We start from the raw sequence: 24588 nt of genomic DNA, 5'->3' as shown, positions 1-24588 counted from the left end.
GCGGGTGCTGGCAATCTGCCGACTGATCGGCCGATCAAGAACCCCCCAGAACACCTAAATGGTCGCTGCCGATAGCCCGGAAGCCGGTGTGCCGGCTCTCCCTTGGTTGGATGGCCTGAGGTAAGAGTAGTTCGGAATCGGCAAGGTCAAGGGCTGCGGAGGGATATCCGTGGAGTGCCGTTCGTCAGACAGCTGTTCCAGCCCAGAGCTGGTGCGGGATTGGCGGGCGACGAAAAATTATTCGTCGGCCGCGCGGCTGGTCTGCTCCGGGTAGGTCGCGCGCCACAGCTCGAACCCGCCATCGAGGCTGTACACCTCGGAAAAGCCCTGGCCGGCCAGATAAGCGGCGGCGCTTTGACTGGAGTTGCCGTGATAGCAGGAGACGATCAGCGGCTGATCGAGATCGGCATGGCTGATGAAGTCGTGCAGCGAGTGGTTGTCCAGATGCCGGGAGCCGGTGATATGGCCAAGCGCGAAGCTTTGCGGATCGCGAATGTCGACCACCACGGCGCCTTGCTCGCGGAGTTGCTGGGCCTGTTGCGGGGGGATGCGCTTGAATTCGGTCATGCGGGATTCTCCGGGCAGTCGCAGCGGTGCAGCTTACCGCTGTCGACATTCATTAGGGTCAGGGCGTTGCCCCACACGCAGCCGGTGTCCAGGGCAAACAGGCCGGGCTCGTTGCAGCGACCCTCGAGCGCGGCCCAATGGCCGAAGATCAGCTTCAGGCCGCGGGTCTTGCGCTCCGCATGGCTGAACCATGGTGCATAACCGGGTGGCGCGCTGCCGAGACCTTCTTTGCTTTTCAGATCGAGGGTGCCGTCGGCTTTGCAAAAGCGCATGCGGGTGAAGTAGTTGGTGATGACCCGCAGGCGGGTCACGCCTTTCAGATCTTTGTCCCACTTTGTCGGTTCGTTGCCGTACATGCCGTCCAGATAGGGCCGCAGGCGGGCGTCATCGCGCAGGGCTTCTTCGACTTCGCCGGCGTATTTGAGGGCTTTTTTCAACGACCACTGCGGCGGAATACCGGCGTGCACCATGGCGATCTCGCGTTCGGTGTCGTAGTGCATGAGCTTCTGCTGACGCAGCCAGTCGAGCAGGTCATTACGATCCGGCGCCTGGAGGATGTCGTTCAGGGTGTCGGCTTTTCTCAGGCGCTCGATGTCATGCGCTACCGCCAGCAGATGCAGGTCGTGATTGCCGAGCACGCAGACCAGCGAATCGCGCATGGCATACAGAAAGCGCAAGGTTTCCAGCGATTGCGGACCGCGGTTGACGAGATCGCCGACCAGCCACAGGCGATCGCGCGCCGGATCGAAGGCCACACGTTGTAGCAAGCATTTGAGTGGGTCCAGGCAGCCTTGCAGGTCACCGACGGCATACACCGTCATTAATGCAAGGCTCCGGGCATCGCCAGGCGAAAGGGTGCGATCGGCGCGTCGAAGGAGTGACCGTCCTCGGCGAGCATCTGGTAGCTGCCTTGCATGTTGCCGACGCGGGTGGCCAGTACCGTGCCGCTGCTGTAGGTATGGCTGGCGTCAGCGGCGATCAGTGGTTGCTGGCCGATGACACCGGCGCCACGGACTTCCTGCACGCGGCCGTCGCCATCGGTGATGATCCAATGCCGCGACAGGAGCCTGGCCGGCAGTTGGCCGCGGTTATGCAGCGTCACGGTGTAGGCGAAGGCAAAGCGGTTCTGGTCCGGCTGCGATTGCTCCGGGAGATATCGAGTAACGACGCTGACGTCGATCTGGTAGCGAGAGTCGGACATGGAAGGCGCTCGGCGAACTGAATAAAGAGTCTAAAACCTCAGCTCGGGCTTGTCTGCCCGGCCAGCTGATCGGCGAGGCGCACGAAGGCGGCCAGATCCAGTTGTTCCGGACGTAAGCTGCCGTCCACCTCGGCCGCCGCGATGGCATCGGCATTCAGCAGGTTTTTGAGGGTATTACGCAGGGTTTTGCGGCGCTGGTTAAACGCCTCGCGCACTACGCGCTCGAGCAGCCGGTGATCTTTGGCCGGATGCGGCAGCACCTCGTGTGGCACCAGGCGGACGATCGCCGAGTCGACCTTGGGCGGCGGATTGAAGGCGCCCGGGCCGACGTTGAACAGGTGCTCAACCCGGCAGTGGTACTGCACCATGATCGACAAGCGCCCCCAGTCACCGCCGCCGGGCACTGCGGCCAGGCGTTCGACCACTTCTTTCTGCAGCATGAAATGCATGTCGCCAATCAGGTTGGCATGCTCCAGCAGATGGAAAATCAGCGGAGTGGAGATGTTGTAGGGCAGGTTGCCGACCACCCGCAGGCTGTGCGGGGCAGTGCTCAGCTGACGAAAATCGAACTTCAACGCATCGCCTTGATTGAGGCGGAAGTTGGCTTGCTCACCGAATTTTGCCCGCAGGATGGGGATCAAGTCGAGGTCCAGTTCCACCACGTCCAGATGCGCGCCGCTGCTCAGCAAACCCTCGGTAAGGGCACCCTGCCCCGGGCCGATTTCCACCAGGCGCTCGCCCTCACGGGCATGGATGGCGCGCAGGATGCGGTGGATCACGCCCGCATCGTGCAGGAAGTTCTGCCCGAAACGCTTGCGCGCGCGGTGTTGGTAATTTTCGGTCATGGGAACAACTCCAGGCCGCGAGCGGTTTGCTCGCGGCGCATTGCAAAAGAAGCGCAGTCTATCAAGCTGCAGAGTTTCAGGCTGCACGGCCTTCCCGGACGGTCGGCTAAGCTGGCGGCTAGCGGCGGGTGCGGCTGGCAGTCATGGCGTAAGCGGTTTCCAGCGCGACTTGCAGACTGCCGGTGTCGATCTTGCCGTTACCGGCGAGATCCAGCGCGGTGCCGTGGTCGACCGAGGTGCGAATGATCGGCAGGCCGAGGGTCACGTTTACCGCAGCACCGAAGCCCTTGTACTTCAAAACTGGCAGGCCTTGATCGTGATACATCGCCAACACCGCGTCGCAGTGTTGCAGATGTTTCGGAGTGAAGAGCGTGTCGGCTGGTAGCGGGCCGATCAGTTGCATGCCTTCGGCGCGCAGCTGATCAAGTGTTGGCTCGATCACGTCAATTTCTTCGCGGCCTAAATGACCGCCTTCGCCGGCATGCGGGTTGAGGCCGCAGACCAGAATGCGTGGCTCGGCGATGCCGAATTTGTCGCGCAGATCGGCATGCAGAATGCGGGTGACCCGCCGCAGACGTTCGGGCGTGATCGCGGCGGCGACGTCTTTCAACGGCAGATGCGTGGTGACCAGGGCGACGCGCAGATCGCCAGTAGCGAGCATCATCACCACTTGCGGGGTGCCGGTCAGCTCGGCGAGAAACTCGGTGTGGCCGGAGAAGGAGATGCCTGCATCGTTGATCACGCCCTTGTGCACCGGCGCGGTGATCATTCCAGCAAAGTGACCGTCGATGCAGCCTTGGCCCGCGCGGGTCAGAGTTTCCAGCACATACGCTGCATTGCGGCGATCGAGCTGGCCAGCCTGGACCGGGGCGGCTAGAGGGGTATTCCAGACATACAAGCTACCGGCAGGGGCCGGTTGGTCTGGCAGGTGCGCAAGGTCGACGTCGATCAGGCGGATGTCCAGCGCCAACTGCGCGGCTCGTTCGGCGAGCAGCTCACGGTTGGCGATGGCGATCAAAGGGTAAGGCTGGGTGTCGCGTGCGAGCAGCAGGCACAGGTCAGGACCTATGCCGGCCGGCTCGCCGGGGGTCAGGGCAAATAAGGGGGTGGCACTCATCGTGGGGCTCTCGTGCGGGGCGCAACCAACACTTTACGCCGTAGCGGGAGGGAATAAAAAAGCCCGGCGATTAGCCGGGCTTGGGTGTCTCAACAAGCAAGCCCGTTTAGAGCTTGATTTCGACGTAGGCCTCGTCGCGGATCTGGCGCAACCAGGCTTGCAGCTCTTCGTCGTACTTGCGATTGCGCAAGGCCCCCATCGCTTGCTGCTCACGGAACTGCTCGCTGCTGTCCGTGGCACGACGGCCTATGACCTGCAAGACATGCCAGCCGTAGGGGCTCTTGAACGGCGGCGACAGCTCGCCGCTGGCAGTGTTGGTCATCACTTCACGGAACGCGGGCACCAAGGCGTTCGGGTCGATCCAGTTGAGGTCGCCGCCATTCAGGGCCGAACCTGGATCTTCCGAGTAGCGTTTCGCCAGCTCGGCGAAGTCTTCGCCGGCGACGATGCGTTCGTAGAGGCGCTCGACCAGGCGCTTGGCCTCGTCTTCACTGCGAATCTCGCTCGGTTTGATGAGAATGTGGCGAACATGCACCTCATCGCGCACCTGAGTGCCGCCGCCGCGTTTCTCTACCATCTTGAGGATGATGAAACCGCCCGGGGTGCGCATCGGTTGGGTCACTTCACCCGGTTTCAGCGCGCCGATCATGGTGTCGAACGGTGAGGGCAGTTGCGCCGCTTTGCGCCAGCCCATGTCGCCACCTTCCAGTGCGGTTTCGCTGGCCGAGCGGGAAATCGCCAATTGGGCGAAGTCCGCGCCTTGCTGCAGTTGCTGATAAAGCTCATCCGCTTGGCGGCTGGCGGCCTGAATGGTCTCCGGTGAGGCGCTTTCCGGCACCGGGATGAGGATATTCGCCAGATGGTATTCCTCGGAGAGCTGCATCTTGCCCAGATCCGAAGCCAGGAAGTTTTGCACTTCCTGCTCGGTGACCTGGACGCGCTCGGCGACCCGGCGCTGGCGCACGCGGCTGATGATCATCTCGCGGCGCACCTGATCGCGTGCATCATCGTACGACAGGCCGTCCTGGCTGAGCGCCGCACGGAACTGCTCGACGCTCATGTTGTTGCGCTGGGCGATGGTGCCAATCGCCTGATTCAGCTCTTCGTCGGTGATCCGGATCCCAGAACGTTCGCCGATCTGCAGCTGGATGTCTTCGATGATCAAGCGTTCAAGCACTTGCTGGCTGAGCACATGCTCAGGCGGCAGCGCCGCACCGCGCTTGGCGATGGTTTGTTGGACCTCGCGCAGGCGCTGGTCCAGTTGGCTCTGCATGATCACGTCGTTGTCGACAATCGCGACAACGCGATTCAGTGGTTGAACTTCGGCATGTGCCAGAGTGCTCAGCGTTGCGTTTCCCAGCAACAGCGCGCCCAGCAGCAGCGGGCGCATGCAATCAGAAAGCTTGGTCTTCACGTTCACGATAACCTTGGATGCCTTGATCGAGGAAACTCTCGACTTTATTGCCGACGACCCCACCGAGGCCCTTCAGCACGATTTGCAGGAAGATGCCGTGATCACCCTGTTCATTCAGGTCAGGCGACAAGGTGTACTCGTCGTAATCGACCCAGTAACGGTTGATCAGGCGCAGCTTCCAGCAGCAACTGTCGTACTCGAAGCCACCGAAGGCCTCGAGGGTGCGGTTGCGGCTGTAGTCGTATTGCCAGCGCGCGATTGCACTCCACTGCGGCACGAGTGGCCAAATGGTCGATAGGTCGTGCTGCTCGACTTTGTAGTAGTCCTTGATGGTCTGGCCGGTGACTGGGTCGGTGTAGTCGCCACCCTGCTGCCATTGGCCAGTGCTCGAGTTGTATACCACGGTGTCGTTGCGGTAGCGGAACCCAGCATTGACCACCTTGTTCGGATTGTCTTCCGGCTGGTAATGGAACATTGCGCTGCCGGAGCGGGTGCTGCGACTGTCCGGATCCCAGTTGAAGTCGGACGTGAAGCGCCAGTCGCGGTTGAAGCGGTAGAGGTACTCGAGAGCATACGGCGAGACATTGGACTGCGCATCCTCGCGGAGGCGGTAGTCAATACCTGGCATCTGCACCTTGCGGTCGGCAAAGTAGAGTGCCTGGCCGATGCTGAAGGTTTGCCGCTCGAAGCCGTCGGGCTGAATCCAGCGATTGGTCGCGCCGAGGGACAGCTGGTTGGCATCACCGACACGATCACGACCGGAGAAGCGGTTTTCGCGGAACAGCGAGGAATAGTTGAAGGTGCTTTCGGCGCTGTCGAAGATCGGGATGTCATCCTGTTCTTCTTCGGGAACATACAGATAGAACAGGCGCGGTTCGAGGGTCTGGCGATAGTTTTTGCCGAACCATTGCGCGTTGCGGTCGAAGTACAGGCCGCTGTCGACGCTGTAAATCGGTACGCCGCGATCGGGGGCGTCGTCAAAATCTGCTTTGGCGATACCGCCCTGATTAGGGTCCAAGCCCTTTGAGTCCAGATCCAGGTCGTACTGGGTATAGAGGTATTTGACCGAGGGTTTGAGAAAGCCCCAGGTCCAGTCAAGCGGCAGGCTGACGCCTGGCTCGACATGCGCGCGGTCACCGGTGGCGCGTGCCAAGCCTCGAATATTTTCGTCATACCAAGGCGCTGGGTTGCCATCCTGATCGATGAAATTGCCTTCGCGCAAGTCACGATCGAAGCGCACGAACTCGGTGCCATAGGTCAAATTCAACCCACCTGGCTGGAAAGGCAAAGCGCCATCCAGGGTGAGCTGCGGCAGTTGGTCATAAGGGGTGATGTCGGTGACCGTGGCCAGTTCATAGGCATGGGCATTCAGGCGGGCGGTATAGCTGTCGCCGCGCCAGGTGAGTGTGCCGCGTTGATCGACAAAAGACGTCGAGTTGATGCCCAGATCGGTTTTCAGATCCTGGAAATAGTACGGATCGCTGATATCGGTGTAGTCGACTTCCGCCAGCAGGCGTGAATTCAGGCCGCCGGTGTGCTGCCAGTTGTACAGCCAGCGTTGGTCTTCATATTCGGACTGCAGCTTGCGCTCGTCTTCCTGGTCGTCCAGGTAGGCGGCGCCGATTTGGCCTTCGCTGCTCGGGGTCAGGTAACGACCTTCGCCTTCCAGCAACAAGCCGCGGTTGGCCATGAAGGTCGGATACAGCGTGGCGTCGTAATTCGGCGCCAGGTTGAAGTAATAAGGCGTCTCGATGAAGAAGCCAGTGTCGGACGAAGTACCAAGGCTCGGCGGCAGGAAGCCGGACTGGCGACGGTCGTCGATCGGGAAATAGATGTACGGGGTGTAGAACACCGGGATGTCTTTGACTCGCAGCGTCACGTTGGTGGCGGTGCCGAAGCCAGTGGCCGGGTTCAGGGTGATGTTGTTGCCCTTCAGGTTCCAGGCGTTGCTGCCCGGCTCGCAGCGCGTGTACGTACCGTCCTTGAGGCGGATGATCGCGGTTTCTTCACGCTTGACGTACTGCGCGTTGCCGCGGGTATGCGACTGGTGCAAAACGTATTCGGCGTTGTCGACCTTGGCTTCACCGTTATCCAGTTGCAGCTCGGCGTGATCGCCGACGACCAGCGCGCCGTTGTCGCGCAACTTGACGTTGCCGGTCAGCTCGCCGCGGTTTTCCGCCTGATGCAGACTGGCTTCGTCAGCCTCGATCTGCAGGCTGCCCTGGCGCATGACCACGTCACCCGCCAGCGTCGCGGTTTCTTTTTCCTGTTCGTAGCGCGAGGCCTTGGCCGATACGTACATTGGCGCCTCGCTCAGCGGCGTCTTGTCGCTCATACCGGGCCGGCTGGGTTCGATATAGGCGCCGGCACAATACGGGCCGGTTTCCGCGAGTTGGGCGGCGGTCAGTTGATCGCGCGGAATCCAGTCGAGATGGCTATAGTCGGCGCTGCGCGACTTGAGGCCCTTGCCCTGGCTTTCCGTGACCAGCGTGGTACTCGCTGCGGCGCCGGCTTGCTCGCGGCCTTCGGCAGGCGAACTGACCGAGCTGGCATCGTGCACCGGGCGCGGCGGCAAGGTGGCGGTTTCGGCTTTCGGTGCGCATACCCAGCCGCCCGTAGGGGAGACCTGGCAGTTGAACTGCTCGGCGGCAACGACGTATTGGGTGGCTAAAGGCTGCAAGGCCAGAAGGCTGCCAGTGAACAGCAGCGGGAATTTTCTACGAAACGCGGGATAGTTATTAACTGCCATCTTATAAGTCCGGGCTTCCTGCGCGCCATCGGCCGCTGGGGCCGCACGCCTCTCGATGGGCTGAAAAAGATGCTGGATAATAAAGCATGCCCCGCACAACGGCTAGCGCCGTCGGAGACCCTTGATAATGCCTGATGAAGATGTACGCCTGGACCAGCTTAATGCCTGGTTAGATCACTGCTTACCGGCGCTTTTTGCCGCTGAAAACTGGGGGGGCGTGCCCACCGCCACGCTGACGCCAGCCAGCAGCGACGCCAGTTTCCGCCGTTATTTCCGTTGGCAGGCCGGCAGCCGCAGCCTGATCGTGATGGACGCGCCGCCGCCCCAGGAAGATTGCCGGCCCTTCGTCAAGGTTGCGCACATGCTCGCGGGTGCCGGCGTGCATGTGCCGAGAATTCTCGCCGCCGATCTCGAGCGCGGCTTTTTGCTGCTCGACGATTTGGGTCGCCAGACCTATCTCGAGGTCATCGATGGCAGTAATGCCGACCAGCTGTTCGACGATGCCGTGGAAGCGCTGCTGGCCTTCCAGCGTCTACCGCTTGGCGATGCGCTGCCGCATTACGACGAAGCGCTGCTGCGTCGCGAGTTGCAGTTGTTCCCCGACTGGTATGTGCAGCGTCATCTCGGGATCACGCTCGAAGGCGCGCAATTGGCGGCCTGGCAGCGCAGCTGCGAGCAACTGATCGGGAGCGCCCTGGCCCAGCCCAAGGTGCTGGTGCATCGCGATTTCATGCCGCGCAACCTGATGCTCAGCGAGCCGAATCCCGGGGTGCTCGACTTTCAGGATGCGGTTTACGGCCCGGTGACTTACGACGTCACCTGCCTGTTCAAAGACGCCTTCCTCAGCTGGCCCGAGGCGCAAGTGCGCATCTGGCTGGAGCGCTATTGGCAGCTGGCGCGGGAGCGCGGCATTGGCGTGCAGGATGATTTCGACGAGTTTCTGCGCGCCAGCGATCTGATGGGCCTGCAGCGCCACCTCAAGGTCATCGGTATTTTTGCGCGGATTTGTCACCGCGACGGCAAGCCGAAGTACCTCGGCGACGTGCCGCGCTTTTTCCGCTATATCGACGCGGTGCTGGCGCGCCGGCCGGAACTCGCCGAACTGCGTGAACTACTCGCCAGCCTGCCGACGTTCGAGGAAGTGTCGGCATGAAGGCGATGATTCTCGCCGCCGGCAAGGGCGAGCGCATGCGTCCGCTGACCCTGCACACGCCCAAGCCGCTGGTCCAGGCCGGCGGCCTGCCGCTGATCGAGTACCACATCCGCGCGCTGCAGCGCGCCGGCTTTCGCGAGCTGGTGATCAACCATGCCTGGCTCGGTCAGCAGATCGAGGATTACCTCGGCGATGGCGCGCGCTTCGGCGTCAGCATCTGCTATTCCGCCGAGGGCGAACCGCTGGAAACCGGTGGCGGAATTTTCCGCGCCTTGTCCTTGCTCGGCGATCAGCCATTTGTGGTCGTCAACGGCGACATCTGGACCGACTACGATTTCGCGGCACTGCGCCAGCCGCTCGCCGGCCAGGCGCATCTGGTGCTGGTGGACAATCCTGCGCATCACCTGGCCGGCGATTTCCAGCTGCATGATGGGCGAGTGCGCGATGGCGCCGGCCAGTCGGGTCTGGATGGGCCGTGCCTCACCTACAGCGGTATTGCGGTGCTCGCGCCGGCGCTGTTCGCGGGCTGCTCGGCGGGTGCCTTCAAGCTGGCGCCGTTGCTGCGCCAGGCGATGGCCAGCGAGCAGGTCAGCGGCGAGCATTTTGCCGGACGCTGGGTGGATGTCGGCACCCATGAACGGCTGGCGGAAGTCGAACGCCACCTCGCGGCGCAGGCCTGAGATGCTCTGGCCGGCAACCGTGATTGGCGCGACCGCCGGACTGGCGCTGGCGAGCATTCCCGGAGCCTTGCTCGGCGCCTTACTCGGCCAGGTAGTGGATCGGCGCCTGCGCCTGGATAGCTGGTCGGCGCTGTTCGGGCATCTGCGCGGCTCGTTGGCGAGCGACGCGCCGCCGGATGATGAGCAATTGCTCTTCGTCCTGCTCGGTCGGCTGGCCAAGAGCGACGGTCCGGTACTGGAGACGCACATCCAGATGGCCCGCGGGGAAATGCGTCGTCTGCAGTTGGACGACTCCGGGCAGCGCAAGGCCATCGAGGCGTTTTCCCGTGGCAAGCTGGGCCAGCATTCATTGCGCCAACCCTTGTCGCGCTTGCGCGCTCGGCCCGAGCGCGGCGAAGTATTGTTGCGCGCCTGCTGGCGGATGATCTGGGCCGATGGCCGGGTCGGGCCACGCGAGCGCGATTCGTTGCTGCAATGGGGACAATGGCTGGGTTGGCGCAGTGAAGCGGTGCTCGCCCTGGGCCAGGATTACCAGCCGGCGGGGCGTGCTATGCCGACGCACGGCGGCTCTTATCAGGAGGCGCTGCGCTTGCTCGGCGTGAAGGATGACAGCGAGCCGGCGGCCATCAAACGCGCCTATCGACGTCTGCTCAGCCGTCATCACCCGGACAAGCTGGCGGGCAGCGGCGCCACCCAGGCGCGGGTGCGCGAAGCGACCGACAAGACTCGTGAATTGCACAACGCCTTCAGCCTGATCCGCGAGCGCCGCGGCTTTCGCTGAGCGCTGCTGCGGCGTTTAGGGCGTCGGCGTGCCCGCTGCAGTGGCTGGCGGCGTGGCTTGATCGCTGCGCAGATGCAGTGCCAGCCAACCCTTGATGCGCCGGAACAACTGCTCCTGCTCGGTCGCCGGATCGCCCGGTAACGCCTTCATTGCCACCTGGATATAGGCCGGTTGCGCCTGGCGTTTGCTGGCCGCCAGACGCTGGCGCGCCGCCTCGCGCTCGGTCGGCAGATCCTGGTAGTAGAAGTCACCGGTGGCCAGCTTCAACGGTGGCAATAGCTGCACCAGTGGCGGGCTGAAACCGTCTGGCACGCGCGCGGCCACCAGCAGCAGATTGTGCACCGGCGCGTCGCCGTGTTCGCTCAGATAACGCGCCGCCCAATAAGCGCCGCTGCCGGCGCCGAGCAGGACGATGCTGGTCGGCTGCTGTTGCTGGGCATAGCCGATCCCGGCCTGGATGCGCGCCAGCACCCGTTCGGCGTGCGCCTGGCGCTGTTCGGCGCTGAGTTCCGGCGGATCTTCGGCGGGAGCGACAGGAGCGCTGGCGGCGTCTTCTGATTTCTTTTCAGCAGGCGACGGTGGCGTGGCATCTGCCGGTCGCGGCGGCGGTACGCTGCCCTGTGGATCGGGCAGGTTGAGGCTCAGGGTGTGCCAGCCGGCATCCGGCAGCTTCTGGCGCAGCGGGCCGATGGCGCGGGGCGCAGCGGCGCTTTGCGCATCGCCGGGGAGAAGGATCACCACGCCCTTCGGTGCGCTGACATTGGCCGGCAGCCACAGGCCGAGGAAGGATTCATCGGCGCTCTTTAGCAGCACTTGCTCGGCCTCCGGCAACTGGCGTTCCAGGGCGCTGGCGGCATCGGCATTGCGTTCGGTGTGCACGCGCTCGATGACCGGCGCCGCTGGGGGTTTTTCCGCCGTGGTGTCGGCAGCCTGCAGGGGTTGAGCGGCACCCAGCAGCACGAGACAGGTCGCGAGCGAAGGCAAGCAGAACGAGTGGCGCATCGTGGCATTCCGAGCCGGGAAGATGGCGGCCAGCCTACTGCGCCGCCTCGCGTTTGTCAGGCGTGCGTTGGCGCGCTAGGGGTGATGTCGCCAATGCGGCGCTGTGTCCAGGACGCAGCGAGATCACTCGCCCGCGGCGCTAGCCAATCCGTAAAAGCAATTAACCCCTTCTGCTTATAGCAATCGCGCATACCTCACGGTTTGCGCGGCGTGCAGGCTTCTCTAGGCTTTCAACACGGGACAATTGTTGAAGGTGCGGTGATGAGCGCGGGTATGACGGGTGACGTGGGTGCCGGTGAGGTGCTGGTGAGCTTCCGTGGCGTGCAGAAGAGCTACGACGGCGAAAGCCTGATCGTCAAAGACCTCAATTTGGACATCCGCAAGGGCGAGTTTCTCACCCTGCTGGGGCCGTCCGGATCGGGCAAGACCACCAGTCTGATGATGCTCGCCGGTTTCGAAACGCCCACCGCCGGCGAAATTCGCCTCGGCGACCGCGCCCTCAACAACGTGCCGCCGCACAAGCGCGACATCGGCATGGTGTTCCAGAACTACGCACTGTTCCCGCACATGACGGTGGCCGAGAACCTGGCCTTCCCACTGTCGGTGCGCGGCATGAACAAGCGCGATGCCAGCGAGAAGGTCAAGCAATCGCTGGCCATGGTGCAGCTCGACAAGTTCCGCCACCGCTATCCCGGTCAGCTTTCCGGTGGCCAGCAACAGCGCGTTGCGCTGGCCCGCGCGCTGGTGTTCGAGCCGCAGCTGGTGCTGATGGACGAACCGCTCGGCGCCCTCGACAAGCAGTTGCGCGAACACATGCAGATGGAGATCAAACATATCCATCAGCGCCTCGGCGTCACTGTGGTGTATGTCACCCACGATCAGGGCGAGGCGCTGACCATGTCCGACCGCGTGGCGGTGTTCCATCAGGGCGAGATCCAGCAGATCGCCCCGCCGCGCGAGTTGTACGAGGCGCCGCGCAATACCTTCGTGGCCAATTTCATCGGCGAGAACAATCGTCTCAACGGCCACTTGCTCAGCCATGCCGGCGAGCGCTGCGTGGTCGGTCTGGCCGGCGGCGAGCGGGTCGAGGCGCTGGCGGTGAATGTCGGCCAGCCGGGCGAGCCAGTGACCCTGTCGATCCGGCCCGAGCGCGTGCGCTTGCAGGTGCAGGCCGAGCAGGCGGCGAATCGCTTTTCCGGCACGGTCGCCGAATTCATCTATCTCGGTGACCACGTGCGCATCCGTCTGGAGGTGTGTGGCAAGCCGGACTTCTTCGTTAAACAGCCGATTGCCGAGCTTGACCCCGCGTTGGCGGTCGGCGACGTGGTGCCCCTCGGCTGGCAAGTGGAGCACGTGCGCGCCCTCGACCCGCTGGTGGCCGAGTAGGCGTCTGTCGATGTTTTTCAACCCGCTAGCTGGAGAACCCAACCATGAAGCTGTCTCTGAAACTCACTGCCATTACCGTCGCTATGGTCTGCGCGGCGCCGGTGCTGGCCGTCGATCTGACCGTGATTTCCTTCGGCGGGGCGAACAAGAATGCTCAGGTCAAAGCCTTCTACCAGCCGTGGGAGAAAGCCGGCAACGGCAAGATCATCGCCGGCGAATACAACGGTGAGATGGCCAAGGTCAAAGCTATGGTCGACACCAACAGCGTGTCGTGGAATCTCGTGGAAGTGGAGTCGCCGGAACTGGCGCGTGGCTGCGATGAGGGTCTGTTCGAGGAGCTCGACGCCGCGCCATTCGGCAAGGCCGAGGACTTTGTGCCGGGTGCGCTGAGTAGCTGTGGCGCCGGGTTCTTCGTCTGGTCGACGGTGCTTGCCTACAACGCCGACAAGATCAAAGGCACACCGAGCGGCTGGGCGGACTTCTGGGATACCAGCAAATATCCGGGCAAACGCGGCCTGCGCAAAGGCGCCAAATACACCCTGGAATTTGCCCTGATGGCCGACGGCGTGGCGCCCAAGGAGGTGTACGCGGTGCTCGCCACCAAAGAAGGCCAGGACCGCGCGTTCAAGAAACTCGACCAGATCAAGCCGAGCATCCAGTGGTGGGAAGCCGGCGCCCAGCCGCCGCAGTTCCTCGCTTCCGGCGACGTGGTGATGAGCTCGGCCTACAACGGCCGGATCGCTGCGGTGCAGAAGGAGAGCAACCTCAAGGTGGTGTGGAACGGCGGCATCTATGACTTCGACGCCTGGGCTATCCCGAAAGGGGCGAAGAATGCCGACGAGGCGAAGAAATTCATCGCCTTCACCCTGCAACCCGCGCAGCAGAAGATCTATGCCGAGAGCATCGCCTACGGTCCGGCCAACATCCAGGCCGTGCCACTGCTCGACAAGAAGCTCCTGCAGGACATGCCGACCACCCCGGAAAACATCGTCAATCAAGTCGCCATGGACGTGGCGTTCTGGGCCGATTATGGCGAGCAACTGGAGCAGCGCTTCAACTCGTGGGCGGCCAAGTAGCGCTGGAGGATGGGCCGAGCGCAGCGATACCCATGCGGTGCTGATCAATCGGGATCGCATCTCAAGCTGCGCGGTCCGACCGACCCGGTCCGCCACCAAGTGTTTCGGAGTGAGCAATGGCCAGCACCGTGCCCCTGACCCAGTTCGCAGGCTTGACCCTCAAGCAGCGCCTGGCGCGTGCCGAACGCCTGAACCGTTTGAAGGCGCAGGCGCTGATCCTGCCGCTGGTGCTGTTCTTGCTCCTGGCCTTTCTGCTGCCCATCGTGCTGCTGCTGTACAAGAGCGTCAGCAACCCCGAAGTGGTCGGCGCGTTGCCGCAAACGGTGCGGGTGATTGCCAACTGGGACGGCAGCGGGTTGCCCGACGAGCAAACCTATCAGGCGTTGAGCCAGGACCTGGCCGAGGCGCGCAAGCAGCAGACCGTCGGCGATCTGTCCAAACGCCTGAACATGGAAGTCGCCGGCTACCGCAGTCTAATGGCCAAGACTGCCCGCGCCCTGCCGTTCAAACAGCCGCCGGCGTCCTATAAGGCAGCGTTGCTGGCGCTCGATCCGCGCTGGGGCGAACCGGTGTATTGGCAGGCGATTCGCCGCAATGCCAGCGCCTTCACCTCGTACTACCTGCTCGCCGCCGTCGACCATCGTATCGACGAGGATGGCAACCTGGCGCCCGCCACGCCGGATCAGGCCATCTACCTGGACATCTTCGGGCGCACGTTCTGGATGGGCCTGGTGATCACCGCCATCTGTCTGGTGCTGGCCTATCCGCTGGCCTACTTGCTGGCCAATCTGCCGACCCGGCAGAGCAACCTGCTGATGATCCTGGTACTGCTGCCGTTCTGGACCTCGATTCTGGTGCGCGTCGCCTCGTGGATCGTGCTGCTGCAGTCCGGCGGCTTGATCAATGGCGCGCTGCTGAAGCTGGGCTTGATCGACCAGCCGCTGGAGCTGGTCTTCAACCGCACCGGGGTGTACATCGCCATGGTCCACATCATGTTGCCGTTCATGATCCTGCCGATCTTCAGCGTGATGAAGGGCATTTCGCCGAGCTACATGCGCGCGGCGATCTCCCTCGGCTGTCACCCGTTCGCCAGCTTCTGGCGGGTGTACTTCCCGCAGACCGTGGCTGGGGTCGGCGCCGGTTGCCTGCTGGTGTTCATCCTGTCGATTGGCTACTACATCACCCCGGCCCTGCTCGGCAGCCCCGGCGACCAGATGGTCAGCTACTTCGTCGCCTTCTATACCAACACCAGCATCAACTGGGGCATGGCCACCGCACTCGGTGGCCTGCTGCTGGTCGCCACGCTGGTGCTGTATGTGGTGTACGGCTGGCTGGTTGGCGCCAGTCGGTTGCGCCTGAGTTAGCCAGGTCTGCGAAGCAGACCATCTGATGGCCCTCGCCCCTTCGGGGAGCGGGTGCCCGTAGGGCGGGAGAGGGGCTGCAAGCGACGCCACCCTCTCCCCTGACCCCTCTCCCACAAGTGGGAGAGGGGAGGCTTCACGAGAATCCAAGGAGAGCGACTCATGCTCCATCCCTACACGTCCCCCATCGAGCGCCTGTGGTTCTACACCCTGCGGATTTTCTGCGGCTTGCTGTTGCTGTTTCTGGTGTTGCCGGTGCTGGTGATCGTGCCGCTGTCGTTCAATGCCGGGACGTTTCTGGTCTATCCGATCCAGGAGTTCTCGCTGCGCTGGTACGAGGACTTCTTCAGCTCGGCGGAGTGGATGCGCTCGTTGAAGAACAGCCTGATCGTCGCCCCCGCCGCGACCCTGCTGGCCATGGTGTTCGGCACTCTGGCGGCGATCGGCCTGACCCGCGGCGAGTTCCGCGGCAAGGCGCTGATCATGAGTCTGGTGATCTCGCCGATGGTGGTGCCGGTGGTGATCGTCGGCGTGGCCAGCTATCTGGCCTTCGCGCCGCTGGGCTTTGGCAACAGCTACCTGGCGCTGATCCTCGTGCATGCGGTGCTCGGCGTGCCCTTCGTGATCATCACCGTGTCGGCCACTTTGCAGGGCTTCAACTACAACCTGGTGCGCGCCGCCGCCAGTCTCGGTGCCACGCCGACCACCGCGTTCTTCCGCGTGACCTTGCCGCTGATTGCGCCGGGCGTGATCAGCGGCGCGCTGTTCGCCTTCGCCACCTCGTTCGACGAAGTGGTGGTCACCCTGTTCCTCGCCGGCCCCGAGCAGGCCACCTTGCCGCGGCAGATGTTCAGCGGCATCCGCGAGAACCTCAGCCCGACCATCGCCGCCGCCGCGACCCTGTTGATCGGCTTTTCGATCGTCCTGCTGCTGACCCTCGAATGGCTGCGCGGGCGCAGCGAGAAACTGCGTACGACCGCAACGTAGGTTGGCGCGTGGGTTGGTGCGTAGGTTGGCGCTGAGCGCAGCGATGCCCAACGGTCCAGCGATGCCCAACAAATGGCCCAACAAATGCTCCCACCGAAACATCCCGCGCGCTGGGCATCGTCGCTGCGCTCCTCAGCCCAACCTACAACCAAGGTCGAGCCCATCCACTGACATACGACAACCGCCTCGCACTGCGACTCAGGCTACAATTCGCGCACCTGATTCTGCTCCGAGGCATTCCATGCAACCGTTCGCCATCGCCCCGTCGATTCTTTCCGCCGATTTCGCCCGTCTCGGTGAGGAAGTCGACAACGTCCTCGCCGCCGGCGCCGACATCGTCCACTTCGACGTGATGGATAACCACTATGTGCCGAACCTGACCATCGGCCCGATGGTCTGCACCGCGCTGCGCAAATACGGCATCACCGCGCCGATCGACGTGCACCTGATGGTCTCGCCGGTGGATCGCATCATCGGCGACTTCCTCGAAGCCGGCGCCAGTTACATCACCTTCCACCCTGAAGCTAGCCAGCACATCGACCGCTCGCTGCAACTGATCAAGGACGGCGGCGCCAAGGCCGGCCTGGTGTTCAACCCGGCCACGCCGCTGGATAGCCTCAAGTACGTGATGGACAAGGTCGACATGATCCTGCTGATGAGCGTTAACCCCGGCTTCGGCGGACAGAAGTTCATCCCCGGTACCCTCGACAAGCTGCGTGAAGCGCGCGCGCTGATCGACGCCAGCGGCCGGCAGATCCGTCTGGAAATCGACGGTGGGGTCAACGTGCAGAACATCGGCGCGATTGCCGCGGCCGGTGCCGACACCTTCGTCGCCGGCTCGGCGATCTTCAATCAGCCGGACTACAAAACGGTGATCGACGCCATGCGCGGCGAGCTGGCGTCTGCCGCGCGATGAGTTTCGAGCAACTGTTCCCCGGGCGCTTGCCGCGCCTGGTGATGTTCGATCTGGACGGCACGCTGATCGATTCGGTGCCAGATCTGGCCGCGGCGATCGATTGCATGCTCCACACTCTCGGGCGCCCGGCCGCCGGTATCGAGGCGGTGCGCACCTGGGTCGGTAACGGCGCACGGGTGCTGGTGCGCCGCGCCCTGGCGGGCAGTATCGAACATGCGGCGGTCAGCGACGCGGACGCCGAGCAGGCGCTGGCGTTATTCATGGATGCCTACGGCGGCAGCCACGCGCTCAGTAGCGTCTACCCCGGCGTGCGCACCACCCTGAAGTGGCTGAAGAAGCAGGGCGTGGAAATGGCCCTGATCACCAACAAGCCGGAACAATTCGTCGGCCCGTTGCTGGACGACATGAAGATCGGCCGCTACTTCCGCTGGATCATTGGCGGCGACACCCTGCCGCAGCAGAAGCCCGATCCGGCGGCGCTGCTGTTCGTGATGAAGATGGCCGAGGTCAACGCCGAAGACGCGCTGTTCATTGGCGACTCGCGCAACGACGTGCTCGCCGCGCGCGCGGCCGGGGTGCTCTGCGTGGCCATGAGCTACGGCTACAACCATGGCCGGCCGATTCACGAAGAAGCCCCGGCGCTGGTAGTCGACGACCTGCGCGCGCTGCTGCCGGAAGGTTGCTTAGCGCAAGACGCTGCGCTAATGTCGCCTGACTCCGCTGCAAACCCACCTTTTCGAGACAGCATCGTGGTAGTTGCCAGCAAACCCTGGATGACCCTGATCAAGGCCCTGGCCCGTTGGCGTTGGCGCGCCTGATCGATTCCTGACCGGCACCGCGCCGGTGCGTTTGCATACCGACCGTCTCACCCTCATGCCACGAGGCTGATCATGACCCGCGAAGAATTCCTGCGTTTAGCCGCTGCCGGCTATAACCGCATTCCGCTTGCCTTTGAAACCCTGGCCGATTTCGACACGCCGCTGTCGATCTATCTGAAGCTGGCCGACCAACCCAACTCCTACCTGCTCGAATCGGTGCAGGGCGGCGAGAAATGGGGCCGTTACTCGATCATCGGCCTGCCGTGCCGCACCGTGCTGCGCGTGCATGATCACCAGATCAGCGTGACCCAGGACGGCGAAGAGATCGAACGCCTCGAGGCGGAAGATCCGCTGGCTTTCGTTGAAGCGTTCAAGGCGCGCTACAACGTGCCGAGCGTTCCGGGCCTGCCGCGTTTCAACGGCGGTCTGGTCGGCTACTTCGGCTATGACAGCGTGCGTTACGTCGAGAAGAAGCTGGCCAAGTGTCCGAATCCGGACCCGCTGGGCAATCCGGATATTCTCCTGATGGTCTCCGACGCAGTGGTGGTGTTCGACAACCTGGCCGGCAAGATGCACGCCATCGTGCTCGCCGACCCGAGCGTCGACGATGCCTATGAACAGGGCCAGGCACGCTTGCAGGCTCTGCTGGAAAAACTCCGTCAGCCGATCACCCCGCGCCGCGGCCTTGATTTCAGCGCGGTCGACGGTCCGGAACCGAGCTTCCGCTCCAGCTTCAGCCGCGAGGATTACGAACGCGCGGTGGATACCGTCAAGGAATACATCCTCGCCGGCGACTGCATGCAGGTCGTGCCGTCGCAGCGCATGAGCATCGACTTCAGCGCCGCGCCGATCGATCTGTACCGCGCGCTGCGCTGCTTCAACCCGACGCCGTATATGTACTTCTTCAACTTCGGCGACTTCCATGTGGTTGGCAGCTCGCCGGAAGTGCTGGTGCGCGTCGAGGACAACCTGATTACAGTGCGCCCGATTGCCGGCACCCGCCCGCGCGGCGCCACGGAAGAGGCCGATCTGGCGCTCGAAGAAGACCTGCTCTCCGACGCCAAGGAAATCGCCGAGCACCTGATGCTCATCGATCTGGGCCGCAACGACGTCGGCCGGGTGTCCAGCACCGGTTCGGTGAAGCTCACCGAGAAGATGGTCATCGAGCGCTATTCCAACGTCATGCACATCGTCTCCAACGTCACCGGCCATCTTAAAGAGGGACTGACGGCGATGGACGCGCTGCGCGCGATTCTGCCGGCCGGCACCTTGTCGGGCGCGCCGAAAATCCGCGCGATGGAAATCATCGACGAGCTCGAGCCGGTCAAGCGCGGCGTGTACGGTGGCGCGGTCGGTTATCTGGCGTGGAACGGCAACATGGATACCGCGATTGCGATTCGCACCGCGGTGATCAAGAACGGCGAGCTGCACGTGCAGGCCGGCGGCGGCATCGTCGCCGACTCGGTGCCGGCGCTGGAGTGGGAAGAAACGATCAACAAGCGCCGCGCGATGTTCCGCGCCGTCGCGTTGGCCGAACATACCCACAAGACTCAAGCCTGAGGATTTCGCCATGTTGCTGATGCTCGATAACTACGACTCCTTTACCTACAACGTCGTGCAGTACTTCGGTGAGCTCGGCGCGGACGTCCACGTGGTGCGCAACGACGAGCTGACGGTCGCCGAGATCGAGGCCCTGCGGCCCGAGCGCATTGTCGTCTCGCCCGGCCCGTGCACGCCGACCGAAGCCGGCGTGTCGCTGGAGCTGATCCGCCACTTCGCCGGCAAGCTGCCAATCCTCGGCGTCTGCCTGGGCCATCAGGGTATCGGCCAGGCCTTCGGCGGCGATGTGGTGCGCGCCCGCCAGGTGATGCACGGCAAGACCAGTCCGGTGTTCCATGAACATCAGGGCGTGTTCGCCGGCCTCAACAATCCGCTGACGGTGACTCGCTACCATTCATTGATCGTCAAGCGCGAAACCTTGCCGGACTGCCTGGAAGTCACCGCCTGGACCCAGCACGCCGACGGCAGCGTCGACGAGATCATGGGTCTGCGCCACAAGACTCTGCAGATCGAGGGCGTGCAGTTCCATCCGGAATCGATTCTGTCCGAGCAGGGTCACGAGCTGTTCGCCAACTTCCTCAAGCAGCAGGGTGGGGTGCGCTGACATGAACATCAAGGAAGCTCTCAATCGGGTGGTCAACCAGCTCGACCTGAGCACCGCGGAAATGCAGGACGTGATGCGCGAGATCATGACCGGGCAGTGCACCGACGCGCAGATCGGCGCGTTCCTCATGGGCATGCGCATGAAGAGCGAAACCATCGACGAAATCACCGGTGCGGTATCGGTGATGCGTGAGTTGGCCTTGCCGGTCAAGCTCAACAGCCTCGACCACGTGGTCGATGTGGTTGGTACCGGCGGCGACGGCGCGAATATCTTCAACGTCTCCTCGGCGGCCGCCTTCGTGGTCGCCGCCGCCGGCGGCAAAGTCGCCAAGCATGGCAACCGCGCGGTCTCCGGCAAGAGTGGCAGCGCCGATGTGCTGGAAGCGGCGGGCATCTATCTGGAGCTGACCGGCGAGCAGGTCAAACGCTGCATCGAGGGCGTCGGCGTCGGCTTCATGTTCGCCCAGACGCATCACAAGGCGATGCGTTATGCCGCCGGTCCACGCCGTGAGCTGGGCCTGCGCACGCTGTTCAACATGCTCGGCCCGCTGACCAATCCGGCCGGGGTCAAGCATCAGGTGGTCGGCGTGTTCAGCCAGGAGCTGTGCCGTCCGCTCGCCGAAGTGCTCAAGCGCCTGGGCAGCAAACATGTGCTGGTGGTGCACTCGCGTGATGGGCTGGATGAGTTCAGCCTGGCCGCCGCCACCCATGTCGCCGAATTGCAGGACGGAGAGATTCGCGAATATGAAGTGCGCCCGGAAGAACTCGGTTTGCACAGCCAGACCTTGATGGGCCTGGAAGTCGATAGCCCGCAGCAGTCGCTGGAACTGATCCGCGATGCGCTGGGCCGGCGCAAGACTGAAGCCGGCAAGAAAGCCGGCGACCTGATCGTCCTGAACGCCGGCGCCGCGCTGTATGCCGCCGACCTGGCGACCAGTCTGCATGAGGGCGTGCATCTCGCCCACGACGCGCTGTGCACGGGGCTGGCGCGCGAGAAACTGGATGAGTTGGCGTCGTTTACCGAAGTGTTTCGTCAGGAGAATCAAGCGTGAGTGTGCCGACCATTCTGGAAAAAATCCTCGCCCGCAAAGTCGAAGAGGTTCGCGAGCGCAGCTCCGTGGTCAGCCTCGCCGAGCTGGAGCGCGAGGCGCGAGCGGCGGATGCACCGCGCGGGTTCGCCAACGCCATGCTGGAACAGGCGCGACGCAAACAGCCGGCGGTGATCGCCGAGATCAAGAAAGCCTCGCCGAGCAAAGGCGTGCTGCGCGAGAATTTCGTCCCGGCGGAAGTCGCCAAAAGCTACGCCGACGGTGGCGCGACCTGTTTGTCGGTGCTCACCGACGTGGATTTCTTCCATGGTGCCGACCGCTATCTGCAGGAAGCCCGCAGCGCCTGCAATTTGCCGGTGATCCGCAAGGACTTCATGGTCGATCCGTATCAGATCGTCGAAGCCCGCGCGCTCGGCGCCGATTGCGTGCTGCTGATCGTCTCCGCCCTGGCCGATGCGCAGATGGCCGAGTTGGCCGCGGTGGCCAAGGATTTCAATCTCGACGTGCTGGTCGAGGTGCATGACGGCGAAGAACTTGAGCGGGCGCTGAACACCCTGGATACACCGCTGGTGGGCATCAACAACCGCAATCTGCATACCTTTGAGGTCAGCCTGGAGACTACGCTGGATCTGCTGCCACGGATTCCGCGCGATCGTATGGTGATCACCGAAAGCGGCATCATGAACCGCGCCGACGTGGAGCTGATGGAGATCAGCGAAGTGTTTGGCTTCCTGGTCGGCGAAGCGTTCATGCGTGTGGAAAACCCCGGTGCAGAGCTGCAGCGGCTGTTCTTCCCCGAGCGGCGGATCGTTGCCGGCAACGATCCGGACTAAATGATCTGGTCATGAAAAAGCCCGGCATTGCCGGGCTTTTTCATTCTGTTCTGGGTGTTCAGCGAGTGCCGAATACCACCATGGTCTTGCCTTTGACGAACACCAGGCCCTGTTCCTCCAGCGACTTGAGCACCCGGCCGACCATCTCCCGCGAGCAGCCGACGATCCGGCCGATTTCCTGGCGGGTGATCTTGATCTGCATGCCATCCGGATGGGTCATCGCGTCCGGTTGCTTGCACAGATCGAGCAGCGTACGAGCGACGCGCCCGGTGACGTCGAGAAACGCCAAGTCGCCGACCTTGCGCGTGGTGTTGCGTAGACGATCAGCCATTTGGCTGCCGAGCGCATAGAGAATTTCCGGGTCTTGCTGGGTCAGTTCGCGGAACTTGGCATAGCTCAGCTCGGCGACTTCGCATTCGGTCTTGGCACGCACCCAGGCGCTGCGTTCTTTCTCGCTGCCTTCCTTGTCGAACAGGCCCATCTCGCCGAAGAAATCGCCGGGGTTGAGGTAGGCAATGATCATTTCGCGGCCGTCGTCATCCTCGATGAGGATGGTGACCGAGCCTTTGACGATGAAGAACAGGGTTTCGCAGCGATCACCTGCGTAGATGATGGTGCTTTTAGCGGTGTACCGACGGCGGTGGCAGTGTGCGAGAAGCTTGTCGAGATTTTTTATTTTAGGAGTAAGTGTTATCGCTACCATGCCCAAGCCCCAGAAAGTAGATGTAAATCATTGTCTTGCCGACTGATTTTTTTTGTAATTCAGCCAGTGTGCCAGCAAACCGACGCCAACTTAACATGCCTAACGTTACGCTAATCCGATTTGCGACACAGCTAACATTCGGCAATACGACCCGTACGGGCAGCCGGCGAATGGCCATCCAAGAGTGCTGTGCTAAGCTGCCGTCCCTTTTTTACCAGCGGAGTCGCGGCAATGAAAGCGCGCATTCAGTGGGCCGGTGAAGCCCTGTTCCTTGGCGAGTCCGGTAGTGGTCACGTCGTAGTGATGGATGGCCCGCCGGAGAGCGGTGGTCGCAATCTCGGCGTGCGGCCGATGGAGATGGTGCTGATCGGTTTGGGCGGCTGCACCAATTACGATGTGGTCAGCATTCTCAAGAAGTCGCGTCAGCCGGTGGAAAGCTGCGAGGCGTTTCTCGAAGCGGAGCGCGCCGCGGAAGAACCCAAGGTGTTCACCAAGATTCACGTGCATTTCGTGGTCAAGGGTCGCGGTTTGAAAGAGACGCAGGTCAAGCGCGCGGTCGATCTGTCGGCAGAGAAATACTGCTCGGCGTCGATCATGCTCTCGCGCGGCGGCGTGGAGATCACCCATGATTACGAGATCATCGAGTTGGGCTAATCCAGCCGAATAAAAAAGGGCGCCATTGGCGCCCTTTTTTATGGGTGGTGATTCAGATGCGATAGGTGCTCTTGGTCATCACCTTGGACAGCACGCTCATGCCGAACTTGATCGGCGCCGGAAAGCGAAAGCCGCCGGCCTGCAAGGCGCTGTCGGCATGCTGCTGCTCGTCTTCGCGCATCTGCGTCAGGATCGCGCGGGATTTTTCGTCCTCGGCCGGCAATTGCAGCAGGTGCTCATCGAGATGTTTGCACACCTGATCTTCGGTGGCGGCGACAAAGCCGAGGCTGATACGGTCGCTGATCAGACCGGCCACGGCGCCGAGACCAAAGGACATTCCATAGAACAGCGGATTGAGCACGCTGGGCCGACTGCCCAGCTCGCGGATGCGTTGCTCGCACCAGGCCAGATGGTCGACTTCTTCTTCAGCGGCATGCTCCATGGCGGCGCGCACGCCCGGCAAGCGCGCGGTCAACGCCTGACCTTGATACAGCGCCTGGGCGCAGACCTCGCCGGTGTGGTTGACGCGCATCAGGCCGGCGACATGGCGAGCGTCGTCAGCATGCAGGTCGGTGTCGGGTTGGGTGATCGCCGGTGAAGGGCGGTACGGCTGCCCACTGAACGGCAGCAGGGTGCGCAAAGCCGCGTCGGCCTGCAGCAACAGGCGGTCGGCGGGGGAGTAGTGACGTTCGGTGGCCATGGGGCACCTCCGGAAAAGGCTTCGCCGGCAGTGTAACCCAATCGCCTTTGCCGGGCTCGGCGGCGACCGCTCAGGCTGGCCGTCAGCCCGGTGGCCAAGTCATCTGGCGCTGGCCGAGCACGTGCATATGAACGTGGTAGACCGTCTGGCCGCCGAGGGCTTTGCAGTTCATCACCAGGCGAAAGCCATCGTCGCAGCCTTGTTGGTTGGCCAGCCGCTGCGCAGTCAGGAGCAGAAGTCCGGCCAGGGCCTGGTCGCCTTCGTCGAGATCATTGAGGGTGGCGATGTGTTTTTTCGGGATCACCAGGAAATGTACCGGCGCCTGGGCACCGATATCGTGAAAGGCGATCACCTGGTCGTCCTCGTAAAATTTGCGCGCGGGTATCTCTCCGGCGACGATCTTGCAGAACAGGCAGTCCACGGACAGTCCTCC

Annotated in this window: 25 protein-coding genes; 14 read left to right on the top strand and 11 right to left on the bottom strand. The window is 63.0% G+C overall.

All coding sequences use genetic code 11. The annotated features are described in order from the left end of the window. Positions 1 to 237: 237 nt before the first annotated feature. The 7 genes from glpE to NVV93_RS17720 all read right to left on the bottom strand — a co-directional run bounded on the left by glpE (position 238) and on the right by NVV93_RS17720 (position 7893). Positions 238 to 567 (bottom strand): thiosulfate sulfurtransferase GlpE, encoded by a 330-nt coding sequence (gene glpE, locus NVV93_RS17750; protein ID WP_258251950.1) that lies wholly within the window; start codon positions 565 to 567, stop codon positions 238 to 240. Continuing rightward, positions 564 to 1388, bottom strand: coding sequence for a symmetrical bis(5'-nucleosyl)-tetraphosphatase (locus NVV93_RS17745; RefSeq protein WP_258251949.1), 825 nt, complete (start codon positions 1386 to 1388; stop codon positions 564 to 566). Before NVV93_RS17745 ends, glpE begins: the two co-directional genes overlap by 4 nt. Continuing rightward, the gene (gene apaG / locus NVV93_RS17740; protein WP_258251948.1) at positions 1388 to 1768 is read right to left on the bottom strand and encodes a Co2+/Mg2+ efflux protein ApaG; all 381 of its coding nucleotides are present in this window, start codon (positions 1766 to 1768) and stop codon (positions 1388 to 1390) included. The genes NVV93_RS17745 and apaG overlap by 1 nt, the downstream gene beginning before the upstream one ends. A gap of 38 nt (positions 1769 to 1806) precedes the next feature. After that, complete coding sequence (gene rsmA / locus NVV93_RS17735) at positions 1807 to 2613, bottom strand: 16S rRNA (adenine(1518)-N(6)/adenine(1519)-N(6))-dimethyltransferase RsmA (RefSeq protein ID WP_258251947.1); 807 nt, start codon at positions 2611 to 2613, stop codon at positions 1807 to 1809. A gap of 118 nt (positions 2614 to 2731) precedes the next feature. Continuing rightward, positions 2732 to 3730 carry a 4-hydroxythreonine-4-phosphate dehydrogenase PdxA gene (gene pdxA / locus NVV93_RS17730; RefSeq protein WP_258251946.1) on the bottom strand — a complete coding sequence of 333 codons (999 nt, stop codon included), beginning with the start codon at positions 3728 to 3730 and terminating at the stop codon, positions 2732 to 2734. 106 nt (positions 3731 to 3836) lie between these two features. Continuing rightward, entirely contained in the window at positions 3837 to 5120 is a 1284-nt protein-coding gene (locus NVV93_RS17725) for a peptidylprolyl isomerase (RefSeq protein ID WP_375162937.1), read from the bottom strand. A gap of 4 nt (positions 5121 to 5124) precedes the next feature. Next, the gene (locus tag NVV93_RS17720) at positions 5125 to 7893 is read right to left on the bottom strand and encodes an LPS-assembly protein LptD (RefSeq protein ID WP_258251944.1); all 2769 of its coding nucleotides are present in this window, start codon (positions 7891 to 7893) and stop codon (positions 5125 to 5127) included. Positions 7894 to 8020: 127 nt separating this feature from the next. Between NVV93_RS17720 and NVV93_RS17715 the strand changes: the two genes are divergently transcribed. From NVV93_RS17715 to NVV93_RS17705, 3 genes are read left to right on the top strand one after another with little or no spacing between them, the layout of a single operon-like run. Next, the gene (locus NVV93_RS17715) at positions 8021 to 9046 is read left to right on the top strand and encodes an aminoglycoside phosphotransferase family protein (protein WP_258251943.1); all 1026 of its coding nucleotides are present in this window, start codon (positions 8021 to 8023) and stop codon (positions 9044 to 9046) included. Then, entirely contained in the window at positions 9043 to 9726 is a 684-nt protein-coding gene (gene murU / locus NVV93_RS17710; protein WP_258251942.1) for an N-acetylmuramate alpha-1-phosphate uridylyltransferase MurU, read from the top strand. The genes NVV93_RS17715 and murU overlap by 4 nt, the downstream gene beginning before the upstream one ends. Before the next feature lies 1 nt (position 9727). Then, positions 9728 to 10507 (top strand): TerB family tellurite resistance protein, encoded by a 780-nt coding sequence (locus tag NVV93_RS17705; RefSeq protein WP_258254409.1) that lies wholly within the window; start codon positions 9728 to 9730, stop codon positions 10505 to 10507. A 15-nt stretch (positions 10508 to 10522) separates the two neighbouring features. On the opposite strand, the gene NVV93_RS17700 is transcribed toward NVV93_RS17705, so the two are convergent. Next, positions 10523 to 11509 (bottom strand): alpha/beta hydrolase family protein, encoded by a 987-nt coding sequence (locus NVV93_RS17700; RefSeq protein ID WP_258251941.1) that lies wholly within the window; start codon positions 11507 to 11509, stop codon positions 10523 to 10525. 273 nt (positions 11510 to 11782) lie between these two features. Here NVV93_RS17700 and NVV93_RS17695 point away from each other — a divergent pair, with 273 nt between their 5' ends. The 10 genes from NVV93_RS17695 to trpC all read left to right on the top strand — a co-directional run bounded on the left by NVV93_RS17695 (position 11783) and on the right by trpC (position 22098). Beyond that, positions 11783 to 12895 carry an ABC transporter ATP-binding protein gene (locus NVV93_RS17695; RefSeq protein ID WP_258254408.1) on the top strand — a complete coding sequence of 371 codons (1113 nt, stop codon included), beginning with the start codon at positions 11783 to 11785 and terminating at the stop codon, positions 12893 to 12895. Positions 12896 to 12939: 44 nt separating this feature from the next. Next, positions 12940 to 13971, top strand: a complete 1032-nt coding sequence (locus tag NVV93_RS17690; RefSeq protein ID WP_258251940.1) for a polyamine ABC transporter substrate-binding protein — start codon at positions 12940 to 12942, stop codon at positions 13969 to 13971. A gap of 116 nt (positions 13972 to 14087) precedes the next feature. After that, positions 14088 to 15335: an ABC transporter permease gene (locus NVV93_RS17685; protein ID WP_258251939.1), complete on the top strand. Its 1248-nt coding sequence runs from the start codon at positions 14088 to 14090 to the stop codon at positions 15333 to 15335. 159 nt (positions 15336 to 15494) lie between these two features. Continuing rightward, positions 15495 to 16319: an ABC transporter permease gene (locus NVV93_RS17680; RefSeq protein WP_258251938.1), complete on the top strand. Its 825-nt coding sequence runs from the start codon at positions 15495 to 15497 to the stop codon at positions 16317 to 16319. A 241-nt stretch (positions 16320 to 16560) separates the two neighbouring features. Next, positions 16561 to 17235, top strand: coding sequence for a ribulose-phosphate 3-epimerase (rpe, locus tag NVV93_RS17675; protein ID WP_258251937.1), 675 nt, complete (start codon positions 16561 to 16563; stop codon positions 17233 to 17235). After that, on the top strand, positions 17232 to 18053 hold the full coding sequence (locus NVV93_RS17670; RefSeq protein ID WP_258251936.1) for a phosphoglycolate phosphatase: 822 nt from the start codon (positions 17232 to 17234) through the stop codon (positions 18051 to 18053). Before rpe ends, NVV93_RS17670 begins: the two co-directional genes overlap by 4 nt. A 72-nt stretch (positions 18054 to 18125) precedes the next feature. After that, entirely contained in the window at positions 18126 to 19613 is a 1488-nt protein-coding gene (gene trpE, locus NVV93_RS17665) for an anthranilate synthase component I (protein WP_258251935.1), read from the top strand. Between the two features lie 10 nt (positions 19614 to 19623). Next, a complete protein-coding gene (locus NVV93_RS17660; RefSeq protein WP_258251934.1) occupies positions 19624 to 20217 on the top strand; it encodes an aminodeoxychorismate/anthranilate synthase component II in 594 nt (197 codons plus the stop codon). A gap of 1 nt (position 20218) precedes the next feature. Continuing rightward, entirely contained in the window at positions 20219 to 21268 is a 1050-nt protein-coding gene (gene trpD, locus NVV93_RS17655; RefSeq protein ID WP_258251933.1) for an anthranilate phosphoribosyltransferase, read from the top strand. Next, complete coding sequence (gene trpC, locus NVV93_RS17650) at positions 21265 to 22098, top strand: indole-3-glycerol phosphate synthase TrpC (protein ID WP_258251932.1); 834 nt, start codon at positions 21265 to 21267, stop codon at positions 22096 to 22098. Before trpD ends, trpC begins: the two co-directional genes overlap by 4 nt. Positions 22099 to 22156: 58 nt before the next feature. Here trpC and crp read toward each other — a convergent pair whose 3' ends face one another. Continuing rightward, entirely contained in the window at positions 22157 to 22801 is a 645-nt protein-coding gene (crp, locus tag NVV93_RS17645) for a cAMP-activated global transcriptional regulator CRP (protein ID WP_258251931.1), read from the bottom strand. A gap of 231 nt (positions 22802 to 23032) precedes the next feature. Here crp and NVV93_RS17640 point away from each other — a divergent pair, with 231 nt between their 5' ends. Beyond that, the gene (locus NVV93_RS17640; protein WP_258251930.1) at positions 23033 to 23455 is read left to right on the top strand and encodes an OsmC family protein; all 423 of its coding nucleotides are present in this window, start codon (positions 23033 to 23035) and stop codon (positions 23453 to 23455) included. A 52-nt stretch (positions 23456 to 23507) separates the two neighbouring features. Here the strand turns inward: NVV93_RS17640 and coq7 are convergent, their stop codons facing one another. Further along, positions 23508 to 24155, bottom strand: a complete 648-nt coding sequence (gene coq7, locus NVV93_RS17635; RefSeq protein ID WP_258251929.1) for a 2-polyprenyl-3-methyl-6-methoxy-1,4-benzoquinone monooxygenase — start codon at positions 24153 to 24155, stop codon at positions 23508 to 23510. A gap of 82 nt (positions 24156 to 24237) precedes the next feature. Continuing rightward, positions 24238 to 24576 carry a histidine triad nucleotide-binding protein gene (locus NVV93_RS17630; protein WP_258251928.1) on the bottom strand — a complete coding sequence of 113 codons (339 nt, stop codon included), beginning with the start codon at positions 24574 to 24576 and terminating at the stop codon, positions 24238 to 24240. Between the last annotated feature and the right edge of the window lie 12 nt (positions 24577 to 24588).

This window comes from Pseudomonas sp. LS44, assembly GCF_024730785.1.
Lineage (GTDB): Bacteria > Pseudomonadota > Gammaproteobacteria > Pseudomonadales > Pseudomonadaceae > Aquipseudomonas.
The sequence above is the reverse complement of the archived record's forward strand: the minus strand, read 5'-3'. Positions and strand labels throughout refer to the sequence as shown.